The organism is Pseudidiomarina halophila (assembly GCF_003987215.1).
Lineage (GTDB): Bacteria > Pseudomonadota > Gammaproteobacteria > Enterobacterales > Alteromonadaceae > Pseudidiomarina > Pseudidiomarina halophila.
In genome coordinates this window covers 56,548-69,106 of sequence record NZ_PIPW01000004.1, presented here as the reverse complement: position 1 = coordinate 69,106, position 12,559 = coordinate 56,548, and the positions used below count along the sequence as shown (strand labels likewise).

At 50.6% G+C, this 12,559-nt stretch carries 12 protein-coding genes; 1 reads left to right on the top strand and 11 read right to left on the bottom strand.

The window, feature by feature from the left end; all coding sequences use genetic code 11:
- Positions 1 to 31: 31 nt before the first annotated feature.
- The 6 genes from queA to CWI69_RS11080 all read right to left on the bottom strand — a co-directional run bounded on the left by queA (position 32) and on the right by CWI69_RS11080 (position 5,350).
- Positions 32 to 1,078 (bottom strand): tRNA preQ1(34) S-adenosylmethionine ribosyltransferase-isomerase QueA, encoded by a 1,047-nt coding sequence (queA, locus tag CWI69_RS11105; RefSeq protein ID WP_126764356.1) that lies wholly within the window; start codon positions 1,076 to 1,078, stop codon positions 32 to 34.
- A 108-nt stretch (positions 1,079 to 1,186) separates the two neighbouring features.
- On the bottom strand, positions 1,187 to 2,131 hold the full coding sequence (locus CWI69_RS11100; protein ID WP_126764354.1) for a hypothetical protein: 945 nt from the start codon (positions 2,129 to 2,131) through the stop codon (positions 1,187 to 1,189).
- A gap of 33 nt (positions 2,132 to 2,164) precedes the next feature.
- On the bottom strand, positions 2,165 to 2,713 hold the full coding sequence (locus CWI69_RS11095; protein WP_126764352.1) for a hypothetical protein: 549 nt from the start codon (positions 2,711 to 2,713) through the stop codon (positions 2,165 to 2,167).
- Positions 2,710 to 3,252: an RNA polymerase sigma factor gene (locus tag CWI69_RS11090; RefSeq protein ID WP_198678946.1), complete on the bottom strand. Its 543-nt coding sequence runs from the start codon at positions 3,250 to 3,252 to the stop codon at positions 2,710 to 2,712. Before CWI69_RS11090 ends, CWI69_RS11095 begins: the two co-directional genes overlap by 4 nt.
- Before the next feature lie 134 nt (positions 3,253 to 3,386).
- Complete coding sequence (locus tag CWI69_RS11085) at positions 3,387 to 4,655, bottom strand: inorganic phosphate transporter (protein WP_126764351.1); 1,269 nt, start codon at positions 4,653 to 4,655, stop codon at positions 3,387 to 3,389.
- 14 nt (positions 4,656 to 4,669) lie between these two features.
- Entirely contained in the window at positions 4,670 to 5,350 is a 681-nt protein-coding gene (locus tag CWI69_RS11080) for a TIGR00153 family protein (RefSeq protein ID WP_126764349.1), read from the bottom strand.
- Positions 5,351 to 5,515: 165 nt separating this feature from the next.
- Here CWI69_RS11080 and CWI69_RS11075 point away from each other — a divergent pair, with 165 nt between their 5' ends.
- Complete coding sequence (locus CWI69_RS11075) at positions 5,516 to 6,259, top strand: TerC family protein (RefSeq protein WP_126764347.1); 744 nt, start codon at positions 5,516 to 5,518, stop codon at positions 6,257 to 6,259.
- A 57-nt stretch (positions 6,260 to 6,316) separates the two neighbouring features.
- On the opposite strand, the gene CWI69_RS11070 is transcribed toward CWI69_RS11075, so the two are convergent.
- From CWI69_RS11070 to tkt, 5 genes are all read right to left on the bottom strand, one after another.
- On the bottom strand, positions 6,317 to 7,120 hold the full coding sequence (locus CWI69_RS11070) for a DUF481 domain-containing protein (RefSeq protein ID WP_241971104.1): 804 nt from the start codon (positions 7,118 to 7,120) through the stop codon (positions 6,317 to 6,319).
- Between the two features lie 75 nt (positions 7,121 to 7,195).
- Positions 7,196 to 8,260, bottom strand: coding sequence for a class II fructose-bisphosphate aldolase (gene fba / locus CWI69_RS11065; RefSeq protein ID WP_126764346.1), 1,065 nt, complete (start codon positions 8,258 to 8,260; stop codon positions 7,196 to 7,198).
- A 37-nt stretch (positions 8,261 to 8,297) separates the two neighbouring features.
- The gene (locus CWI69_RS11060; protein WP_126764344.1) at positions 8,298 to 9,482 is read right to left on the bottom strand and encodes a phosphoglycerate kinase; all 1,185 of its coding nucleotides are present in this window, start codon (positions 9,480 to 9,482) and stop codon (positions 8,298 to 8,300) included.
- A 24-nt stretch (positions 9,483 to 9,506) separates the two neighbouring features.
- Positions 9,507 to 10,544 carry an erythrose-4-phosphate dehydrogenase gene (epd, locus tag CWI69_RS11055; RefSeq protein WP_126764342.1) on the bottom strand — a complete coding sequence of 346 codons (1,038 nt, stop codon included), beginning with the start codon at positions 10,542 to 10,544 and terminating at the stop codon, positions 9,507 to 9,509.
- Positions 10,541 to 12,553, bottom strand: coding sequence for a transketolase (gene tkt, locus CWI69_RS11050; RefSeq protein WP_126764340.1), 2,013 nt, complete (start codon positions 12,551 to 12,553; stop codon positions 10,541 to 10,543). The genes epd and tkt overlap by 4 nt, the downstream gene beginning before the upstream one ends.
- Positions 12,554 to 12,559 lie beyond the last annotated feature (6 nt).

Here is a 12,559-nt window from a genome sequence, read left to right as displayed (position 1 = left end):
CGGAAAAACAGTCCGAGAGCAACAGTATATCTTAGCTCGGCTGGCGGGTCACAAACATCGCATCGCCATAACTGAAGAACCGATAGCGGTTGTCTATGGCTTGCTGATACGCCCCAAGTACATTGTCACGACCAGCAAAAGCGGAAATCAGCATGATTAACGTCGACTCCGGCAAATGAAAGTTGGTGATCATGGCATCGATGAGCTGGAATTTGTAACCTGGATAAATAAAGATATCGGTGTCAGCAAAAAACGGCACCAGTTCCCGTTGTTCCTTGACTGCCGCCTGCGCAGCGGACTCAAGCGAGCGCACCGAGGTTGTCCCGACAGCAACAACCCTACCACCGTTAGCCTGGGTTTGCTTGATAGCAGCAACGGTTTCCGCCGGCACTTCGGCATACTCGCTATGCATGTGATGCTCTTCAATTTTGTCGACCCGTACCGGCTGAAAGGTGCCCGCACCTACATGCAAGGTTACGTAGGCAAAATTGACACCTTTTTCCTGAAGCGCCGCAAGAATCGCGTCGTCAAAATGCAGACCTGCTGTTGGTGCCGCAACTGCCCCGGGTTTTTTGTTGTACACCGTCTGGTAACGCTCCCGGTCACTGGCTTCATCAGGACGGTCAATATACGGCGGTAACGGCATGTGGCCATGCTGCTCCAGCACATCGAGTACCTTGTCTTCGGTAATAAACTTCAGTTCAAATAAGGCGCCTTCACGGCCAAGCATCTCGACTTCTACCGCATCTTCCATACGCATGCGCTGTCCCGGCTTGGGTGCGCGATTACTCCGCACATGCGCCAGCACCCGGTGGTCATCGAGCATACGCTCGACCAGGATCTCAACTTTGCCACCGGAGAGCTTTTCACCCAACATGCGGGCGGGTATCACGCGAGTATCATTAAATACCAACAAGTCGCCCGCTTGCAGGTGATCTACAATGGCTTTGAATTGGTCATGGTTTACGCTACCGGTCGCGCCATCAAGCACCAACAGACGACTAGCACTGCGTTCAGGCTGTGGGTAACGTGCGATCAGTTCATCGGGTAAGTCGAAACTAAAGTCTTTTACGTCCATAAGGTTTACTGCTGCTGTTTTGAGCGCGTACTTTACCTGTTTTACACGACAAAAAAAAGCACGCCCGAAGGCGTGCTAAACAGAGATGACAACCGATCTTGCGATCAGTTAAAAGCTATACGTCGTTGCCTTTGCCAAAAGATCACTTGTTGATGAACAATTGTCGAGTTGTTGTTTATTAAAAATGAAGATCTTATCTTCTCCACTCTCGTCATCACCGCCATTTTCCACAATGAAGCTCACATTTTCCTGCGCCGGTAGCGCGCTTAATGTGCGGCCGTAATCACACAGAGTACTTGCCATGGTTTGTTCAAATTTAGCCAGTTGGCTGGCTTTCCGCTCGGCTCGCTTCGCCCGGTGTTCCGCTGCCTTTGCTTGCAACTCTTCGCGCGCCTCCGCCAGTTCAGTGCGCGCTACTGCCACTGCTGCTTCGCGTTCACGCAATTCTGCCTGTGCGGCAGCTAGCTCTTGCTCTATCGCTTGGGTGTCACCGTCTGCAGTATTTTTGGCCAATTCCAGGTCACGTACCCGACGGCGCAGTTCACGGACTTCACGGGCATGATCACGCATCTGTCGGGAAACGTGACGTACTATCTCGACATTGCCCTCGCCGTCATCTGAGCTGAAGAACACTTGGCCGTCGCTTACGACCACTTCATCAGTGACAATTTCAAGTTCACGAATCACCTCCCCCGCTTTGGCCAGACCTTCAGCCATCGCAGCTTCGATTTCAATGCTTTCAATGTCATTAAGCTCTGGCATTGGCGGCATAGGAGGCATAGGTACGCCGCCATTGAAAAATACCATCCGGCCACCACCAATCTGGGTGCGATAGACGACACCCTGACCGGCTAAATAGTTATAGGTAAGGCGATTGCTGAGCAGTGCTCGTTCAGTTCCTTCGTCACGCTTTTGTTCCATCGCCGTAGTGAAAATACTGTTCATAATTTCTAATTGTTTTTTTAGTTCATCGCGCTGCTGTTGGTCAGCATGTGCTGTGGCACTGCCAATCAAAGCCGCAGCTACGGCTGAAACTATTAATAATTTACCCATGGTATTGCTCCTAATGTCCGTATGTTAATAACTTCACAGGCCATCTTGCTCTAATAATTGCCCGGTAACCTGAGAAAGCTGATGTGCTAGATACACCTGGTCGTCTTCGCGCTGAGCATTAACGTAACGAATCAGATCTTCCATATCTTCCTGCCGCTCGTTGCGATTCGTAGTTAACACGTAATTCACCAATTGCTGATTCGCAGCAGCAACATCATCGCTAAAGTCCTGACGCAAGTTAGCGGCATAGTTGGCGAGCTGTAACTGTTGCTCAGCGGCGAGAGCCGCCATTTTCTCGTCCACCGCAGCCTGTAACTGCTGCTCACTCAGGCCGCCACCAAAATGCACGTTAAAGCCCTGTCCGGTCACTTCCACCTGTAGTTGCGTCACTACCGCAAGCACTGCTAAAGCTGAGCAAGCGAGTGATGCCATCGGCACGAAGGGTCGTTGCCACCAGCTAGTTGCTGTTACTGCAGTCCGCTGGCGAAAAGTAGTTTCCCGCGGCCATTCGGGGACCGGCTCAGGTTGCGTCGCTGCGGCGGTTGTCTCAATCCAAGACTGAAAATCTTGTCGTTTACTCATAAGTCCTCCACCAACTGCTGCAAACTCTCGACCGCTTTGTATAAACGGGACTTCACGGTATTCAAAGGCACCTCAAGCTGTTCACTGATATCCTGCAGTTTCAGGTGCTGAAAAAACTTTAACTCAACTACCAGCCGTTGTTCTAACGGCAGCTTTTGCATAGCAGCCACCAATCGCTGGGTTTGCTGCTGTCCCTCATATACAGCTTCTGGATCATGCCAGTCCGAGTCACTCGTTTGTTGCTCGAAATCATAATCTTCAGCATAGTCTTTGCGCCTGCGGAAATGCTCGATACAACGATAATGAGCGATGGTCATAAGCCAATTCTTAAATGAGCTTTCACCGCGCCACCCGGCAAGATTACGGAACAACGACATGAAGACATCCTGCATCAGGTCCAGCGCATCGTCTCGGCTGCCACTCATACGCAAGGCATAGTTGAAAACTAATCCTTCGTAGCGTTTTACCAGCTGCAACCACGCTTGTTTGTTATTTTCCAGAGCTCGTTTTACCAGCCGCTCATCTGATGGTGCAAACACAATGTACGTTCCTTTTTCTCTTTGCCAATAAAGTCGTTCAGTTCTGATAAAAAGTTGTCGGAGATATGAAAATAGTTTCTCCAGACACAAAAAAGGCGACCGAAGTCGCCTTTTAAACTGGGTATCAAGGACGGCTATACGCCAAATGACGCCTTTATAATATAGAAGAAAATGATCGACATGATGGCACCGGCGGGCAAGGTTACTACCCATGACACCACAATGTTGCGCACCACACCCAGATTCAGTGCAGCGATACCACGTGCCATGCCTACCCCCAACACCGCACCCACCAGGGTTTGGGTGGTGGAAATCGGTAAACCTGTACCAGACGCGATGACCACGGTCGAAGCCGCAGCAAGTTCAGCAGCAAAGCCGCGGCTTGGGGTTAAGTGGGTAATACCGTTACCAATAGTCGCAATAACCCGCTTACCTAGCATAGCCAGACCCAGTACAATACCGACCGCACCTACTGGCAATACCCACCAGGCCAGTTCGGCTTTGCTGGAAATTTCACCACCACTTTGTACGATGCTGACCACGGCTGCGAGCGGACCAATAGCGTTGGCTACGTCGTTCGAACCATGCGCAAATGCCATGGCGCAGGCGGTAACCACCATCAACACTGCGAAAACCTTTTCGACGTTGGTGTAATGCATGTTTCTGTCAGCGGAAGGGTCGAACTTCAAGCGTCCGATCATGATCTTGCCAAGAAAAAACACAACGATAGCAACACCTACCGCCAGCAAGATGCCTTCAGAAGTCGAAAAATTCAGACCAACGTGCTTGAGGCCTTTGGTAATAGTTACCAAGGCAATAACGAAGCCGGTCAATGCCATATAAAAAGGCACATAACGTTTCGCCATATCAAGCGGATTTTCCTGATCAAAAATAAGCTTCTGGGCACTGATAAAAATAAAGTACGCCAGTAAGCCGGCAATCATCGGCGTCACTACCCAACTCCCGACGATACCAAGTACTTTCATCCATTCAACCGAGTCAGGACTCACCCCAACGGCAGCAAAACCGACGATAGCACCAATAATCGAGTGTGTGGTTGATACCGGCCAGCCAAGGTAGGATGCAATCAACAACCAAACACCGGCTGCCAACAGCGAGCCAATCATACCGAAGACCAGCAGCTCAGGCGCGTCGACAAAGTAGGCAGAATCGATAATACCTTTACGAATTGTCGAGGTGACTTCGCCGCCGGCGAGATAGGCCCCGGCGAACTCGAAAATCATTGCGACGATGATAGCTTGCTTGATGGTTAATGCTTTTGAACCAACAGAGGTTCCCATAGCATTGGCGACGTCATTTGCACCGATACCCCATGCCATGAAAAAGGCAAACGCTGCTGCCAGTAGGATCAGCGTGAGGTTGTAAGTAGAAATAATATCCATTGTTAGTCTCCGACTTAGACCCGTGCAAGCATGAGTTCGAAACGTGCACCCACGCGCTCGGCCAGGTCCGCGAGATCACCGACCCAATCAAGAATTTTGTAGAGGAACATCGCATCCAGAGGATTCATATCCTGCTCCAGGGCACGCAATTGCCGGCGCAACTTGACTTGCAATGCGTCGGTATCCTGCTCGATACTGTCTAACTCTGAAATCAAGCTGTCAACAATACGGCGTTCGCGCCCCTTGAAGCCAACTTCCAGCAGATCGTCGAATTCGCCGATAGTTTCTTTGGCTTTATCCGTAGCATCAAGACAGCGCTGCAAATAGGCATCAAAGCCTTCAATCATGTCTTTAGGAATTTGCAGCTGGCGACCGGTAATCAAGCCAGAAATGTCTTTGGCTTTATTGGCAATGCGGTCTTGCTGAGATACGAGTTCAAGAAGGTCGGTACGCTCAACGGGCATGAACAATCCGCCGGGCAGATTAAGACGGATATCGCGCTTTAGATCATCTGCGGCCTTTTCTTTTTTAACGATGGCCTTGCGATGGTCTTCCGCATCATCCCAGTTGTTTGCATACACAGCTTGGAAAAAAGGTTTTAAGGTCATTGCGCAGTCATGCACTTGAGAGATGTGCTCGATCATAGGCTTGATCGGAGACTTTGCGAAAACGCCAAGAAACGAATTTGCAGACATAAAAGTTCGCCTTTGTTGCTGCTGTTGAAATCAAGTATTCCCCTTTCATAGGGGTGCGCGCATACTAGCTAAATCGCTAAGCACACGCAAAGCTTATTCATCGTTGTTTTTCACAACGGTCTGCTAATTGTAATTCAATCGTCACATTTTGTAAGGAAAAGCCACATGTTTGAATGGATCTTTTTGCCCGAAGCATGGATTGCTCTGGCCACACTGACCGCCTTAGAAGTTGTATTAGGTATTGATAACATTATCTTTATTTCAATCCTCGTGGGACGCTTGCCGGAAGCACAACGACAAAAAGCACGACAGATCGGTTTGTTGCTGGCAATGGGCATGCGCATTCTACTGCTGTTAGGTATCGTTTGGGTGATGGGGCTTACAGCGCCGTTATTTTCAGTATTTGATTTCGCCTTTTCGGGACGTGACCTGATTTTGTTTTTTGGTGGCTTGTTTTTGCTCGCTAAGAGTACGTTAGAAATTCACCACAGCCTGGAGGGAGTTGAAGAACAGAAAACCAGCGGCAAAGTGGCAACCTTTGGCGCCATCATTACCCAGATTGCGATCATTGATATCGTCTTCTCACTGGACTCTGTGATTACCGCTGTCGGTTTAGTGGACTATGTTGCGGTGATGATTATCGCGGTGGTCGTGGCCGTACTGGTGATGATGCTGGCGGCAAAAGCCATAGGCGATTTTGTCGATAACCATCCGACGATTAAGATGCTCGCCCTGAGCTTTCTTATTCTTATCGGCTTTACCCTCATGGGCGAAGGGCTCGGCTTCCACGTGCCGAAGGGCTACGTCTATTTTGCGATGGCCTTCTCGCTGATTGTCGAATTGCTCAACATTAAAGTGCGCAAACGTAACAAGCCGGTACATTTGAAAAAGCGGATTGCCGAAGACTAATCGGCAACCCGCTTCACTTAATAAACGGAAGGTCTAAGGTAGTTTATTAACTCGACGCTAGAAACTGTAAACCAGAGTTACTGCAGTTTCAGTGTCGAGATTTTCTTTACTCGGATCTTCTAAATACGAGTTGTGGTTTGCAGCAACGGAAAACTTCAATGCCAGGGAGCTGTTCACGTTTGCAGAAACAGACACTTCGGCACGCGACTTGGTATTTTCTTCACCAATTTCCGTTGAGGCCAGAGCATTGAATTTCGATGTTTTGGTAATATCCCATACCAAATTACCGGCAAGACGCAAAATTGCGCTGCTTTCCTGCTCCTGCACGACGCCATCAACAATAGGTTTATTGACAGAGTAACCCGGACCAACCTCATAGTCTGCGTACAACGCTTCGCTATAACGATAGCGGGCACCATAACCTACAGCAACAGTACCCTGATACTCGTAACCACTGAACTTATCTTCTTCGTACGAGCCGAAGATAAATACGGACGAGCGACTTTCAGGGCTGAACTTATAGTTTGACTGGCCGGACACAAAAAGCTTATCACCGGTCACGTAAGTCTCGCCGGTGCTTTGATCTTCCTGTTTCGAGCGATAATAGTCGATAATACCTTTATGGCGCCAATTCTGATAATCACGCGCAGCACTTAGTTTAGTCTTAAACGTTTCCGTCTTAGTGTTACCTGAAGTGAAGAGCAGGCCCAGCTCAGCTGACGCATCCCAGTCCTTTTTCTCTTCTGTATCCAGGTCACTGGCATCGTCATACATAAAAATTGACGCTTGTGCCTGAGCCACCGGAACACTCGCAACACAAGCAAGAATTGCTAATGCCGTTAAAGTTTTTTGATATGCCACATACACCTCATTCATTCTTCCGCAATCCACGTTTACATTAGTATAACGTGGGATTGCGGCGAAAATGAACCCCGCTTAATTCACTTTAGCGTCTAAATTTCCCGCTTCGTAGCGTTTGAACATCTCTTCGAGCGAAAGCGCCTTAATTTTATGCGCCTGACCGGCAGAGCCAAAAACTTCAAATCGCGCTTTACAGATATCGTACATCGCATCTGTTGAAGCTTTCAGGAACTTACGTGGATCAAAATTAGCAGGGTTTTGTGCTAAATGACGGCGCACCGCACCTGTTGAAGCCAGACGTAAATCGGTATCGATGTTCACTTTGCGGACACCGTGCTTAATGCCTTCAGCGATTTGCTCAACTGGTACGCCATAGGTTTCCGGAATTTCGCCACCGAATTCGTTAATAACTTTCAACCACTCTTGTGGCACTGATGAAGAACCGTGCATCACCAGGTGTGTGGTTGGAATGCGCTTGTGGATCTCTTTGATTCGATCAATAGCCAGAATATCGCCAGTCGGCGGACGGCTGAATTTGTAAGCACCATGCGAAGTACCGCAGGCAATTGCCAGGGCATCAACATTGGTAGCTTTAACAAACTGCGCCGCTTCTTCCGGATCCGTTAACAGCTGGTCATGGGTTAACTTGCCTTCCGCACCCACGCCGTCTTCTTCGCCTGCTTCGCCGGTTTCCAATGAGCCCAGTACGCCCAGCTCACCTTCCACTGACACGCCACAGGCATGTGCCATAGCGACAGCGGTTTGCGTTACCTGCACGTTGTAATCGTAATCGGCCGGAGTTTTACCATCTTCTTTCAACGAGCCGTCCATCATGACTGAACTGAAACCCAGTTGAATTGAGCGCTGGCAAACTGCCGGCGAGGTACCGTGATCCTGATGCATCACCACAGGAATATGTGGCCATTCTTCGATTGCAGCGAGAATAAGGTGACGTAAGAACGGCGCACCTGCGTAGCTGCGTGCACCTGCAGAAGCTTGCACAATAACTGGACTATCAACCGCATCGGCTGCTTCCATGATGGCGCGCATTTGCTCGAGGTTATTAACGTTAAATGCTGGCACGCCATAACCGTTTTCCGCGGCGTGGTCGAGCAATTGGCGTAATGAAATTAAAGCCATTTTCTATCTCCTGATTTCCTGTTCTGAGTGGCTAGGCTTAGCCATGTTCTGCGCGTTCTTCCAGAATCGCTACTGCGGGAAGCTTTTTGCCTTCCAAAAATTCCAGGAAGGCACCGCCGCCGGTTGAGATATAGCTAATTTTATCAGCGATCCCATACTTATCAATCGCGGCAAGGGTGTCACCACCACCGGCAATCGAAAATGCTGAGCTTGCAGCGATCGCTTCAGCTAAGATTTTGGTACCGGCACCAAATTGATCAAATTCAAACACACCTACAGGTCCATTCCATACGATGGTGCCTGCATTTTGCAATAGTTTTGCGAACGCAGCTGCCGTTTCAGGGCCAATATCCAGCACCATATCGTCGGCAAGAATGGAATTTACTGCTTTGATTTCAGCTTCGGCGTCGGCACTAAAGGTTTTACTTGTTACGACATCGGATGGTATGGGGATGTCACCGCCTTTAGCCTGGGCAGCCGCCACCAGCCGTTTTGCGTCTTGCACCAGGTCCGCTTCATGCAGCGACTTACCTACCGGATGACCTGCGGCAGCGATAAAGGTGTTGGCTATGCCACCACCAACAATCAGCTGATCCACCACGCCCGACAATGATTCTAACACGGTCAATTTGGTCGAAACCTTAGAGCCGCCAACGATAGCCACCAGTGGTCGTTTCGGGTTAGCCAATGCTTTACCCAAAGCGTCCAGTTCTGCTGCCAACAAAGGTCCGGCGCAGGCAACGTCGGCATACTTGGCGACGCCATGGGTCGATGCCTGAGCACGATGGGCGGTGCCAAAGGCATCCATCACAAAAACATCGCATAATGCCGCCAGTTTCTGCGCCAGCGCGTCATCATTTTTCTTTTCACCCGGATTAAAACGGACGTTCTCGAACACCACGACCTCACCGACGGCAACATCAACACCGTCGAGATAGTCTTTGGCCAGACGTACCGGCACATCCAGCGCTTCATTCAGATAATCCACCACTGGCTGTAGTGAGAACTCTGGATCGTATTCGCCTTCAGTGGGACGCCCGAGATGGGACATGACCATCACTTTAGCGCCAGCCTGCAAGGCTTGTTTCAGGGTTGGTAATGCTGCCTTCAAGCGGGCGTCTGAGCTGACTTTGCCGGCTTGCACGGGAACATTCAGATCCTCACGGATCAAGACACGCAGTCCTTCTAAATCGAGGTCATCCATGGTGATAACAGCGGACATCGTTGTTTCCTCTCTGGTTAATTTTTAGCGCGCATTTTGCCGCTGCTGTAACATAACCTGAGCGGTATCAAGCATGCGATTCGCAAAGCCCCACTCGTTGTCACACCAGCACAAAACTTTAATTAAATGCTTATTGGCCACCCGTGTCTGGGTGCCATCGACAATGCTTGAGCGCGGATCGTGATTAAAATCAATCGACACCAGCGGCTCATCGGTAAAGCCTAAAATAGCGGCCATTTCGCCCCGGGCGGCTTGTGCCAGCACTTGATTGACCTTCTCAATCGAGACCTCGTCACGAACCGTGACACTCAAATCCATGGCCGTTACATTTGTGGTCGGAACCCGCACCTGAATCGCTTCAAACTTTCCGGCAAAATGCGGCATGATACGCTCTATACCGCGCGCCAGGCGGGTATCCACCGGAATAATTGAACGACCGGCGGCACGTGCTAAGCGGGGATCCTGATGATAGGCATCAATCACCTGCTGGTCATGCATAGCCGCATGAATGGTGGTGATCGCGCCGCTTTTGATACCAAAAGCCTCATCAAGTACCCGCAACACCGGAACACAGCAATTGGTGGTACAGGAGCCGTTCGAAACGATGCGATGCTCAGCTGTTAACTGATCGCTGTTCACCCCAAAGATCGCGGTAAAATCGACATCGGGATCGCCGGGATGCGAGAATAATACACGCGGGATACCGGCGTCATGATAATGAGCACCGTCTTCGCGGGTGCCATGCACCCCGGTGCAGTCGAGGACCAGATCAACATCAAGATCCTGCCAGGCCAGATTGCTGATCTCTGACTCAGACGAGACCCGAATACTATCGTCTCCAACGCGCAGTTGATGCTCATCAGGCGTTGTTACCGGATGGGCGAAACGGCCATGGGTGGTGTCATATTTCAGCAAGTGTGCCATAGCGCTAACTGGTGCAAGTTCGTTAATCGCGACGATTTCGACGCGTTCGCGATACCCAAGCTCATACAACGCACGCAGCACACTGCGTCCAATTCGGCCGAAGCCATTTAAGCCAACACGAGCCCGTGGTTGCGTCATTCCGCTAATAGCTCCTCTGCTGTAGCAACTACATGCTCAGGCGTGAAACCAAAGTGTTTGAACAAGTCAGACGCAGGTGCCGACTCGCCGAATGTTGTCATGGCAACAATACGACCTTCCAAGCCGACATATTTGTACCAATAGTCGGCAATGCTTGCCTCTACGGCAATGCGTTTTGTCACTGCGCGGGGCAGCACTTGCTCACGGTACTCAGCTGGCTGGGCGTCGAATACATCTGTCGCCGGCATGGATACCACACGCACCTCGTGCCCTTTCGCTTGCAAGGTTTTCGCTGCAGCAACGCTCAGCGCCACTTCCGAGCCTGTCGCGATCAAGATCAGTTCAGGTTTGCCCTGACAGTCCAGCAGCGTGTAAGCACCCCGGGCAATATTTTCCAGCTGCTCTGGCGTACGTTGCTGTTGCGCCAATCCCTGCCGACTGAAAATGAGTGATGTGGGACCGTCTTTACGTTCCAGCGCCGCTTTCCACGCCACCGCAGATTCCACCTGGTCACAAGGCCGCCAGGTGCTCATATTTGGCGTCGTGCGTAAACTTGCCAGTTGCTCCACCGGCTGGTGGGTCGGGCCATCTTCGCCGAGACCAATGGAATCATGGGTATAGACGAAAATACTGCGCTGTTTCATCAGTGCCGACATCCGTACCGCATTGCGGGCATACTCCATGAACATCAGGAAGGTTGCACCGTAAGGAATCAAGCCGCCATGTAACGCGATGCCATTCATGATAGCTGACATGCCAAACTCACGTACGCCGTAGTAGACGTAGTTGCCGCTGGCATCATCTGCGCTCACGCCTTTCGCGTCATCCCACAGAGTCAGGTTCGAACCGGCAAGGTCAGCTGAGCCACCCAGCAATTCCGGAAGTTTTGGACCAAAGGCATTTAATGCATTTTGTGAAGCTTTGCGACTGGCGATATCCGCCGGCTCAGCTTGTAACTTTTCAATATACGCCTGGGCGTGTGCAGCGAAGTCATCTGGCAAATCACCTGCCAGGCGACGCTTTAATTCAGCCGCCAACTCCGGGTGCGCTGCGGCATAGGCATCAAAGCGTTGATTCCACGCGCGCTCGCGCTTCACGCCATCGTTCTTCGCCGACCAGGCGTTGTAAACCTCAGCAGGTACTTCAAACGCATCATAGTGCCAGCCCAGCTGTTCCCGCGCTGCGGCAATCTCATCGGCGCCTAAAGGTGCACCGTGACAGCTTTCTGAACCTTGTTTATTCGGCGCACCAAAGCCAATGATGGTTTTACAGATAATAAGGGTTGGCCGTGCAATTTCAGCGCGAGCTGCTTCAATGGCGTGCTGAATGGCATCGGGGTCATGGCCATCAACGTCTTCTACAACGTGCCAGCCATAGGCCTCAAAACGCTTCGCGGTATCATCAGTGAACCAGCCTTCAACTTCACCGTCGATAGAAATACCATTGTCATCATAAAATGCTACTAACTTGCCCAGACCAAGGGTACCCGCTAACGAGCAGACCTCATGGGAAATACCTTCCATCAAACAGCCATCGCCTAAAAAGGCGTAAGTGTGGTGATCGATAATTTCATGGCCATCACGGTTGAACTGGGCAGCAAGAACTTTCTCGGCAAGCGCCATACCAACAGCATTAGAAAGACCCTGACCTAAGGGACCAGTAGTTGTTTCGATGCCCGGAGTATAGCCGTATTCAGGGTGACCTGGGGTTTTTGAGTGCAGCTGACGAAAGTTTTTCAAATCTTCAATGGTTAATTCATAGCCGGTCAAATGCAGCAATGAATAAATCAACATGGAGCCATGACCATTTGAAAGCACAAAACGGTCGCGGTCAGCCCAGTCGGGGTTCTCGGGATTATGCTTCAGGTAATCGCGCCACAGAACCTCGGCGATATCCGCCATCCCCATGGGTGCGCCCGGGTGGCCTGAGTTGGCCTGTTGAACCGCATCCATGCTGAGGGCACGAATGGCGTTGGCGAGATGCTTACGCTCAGAAACTGCTATCGTCATAACAAA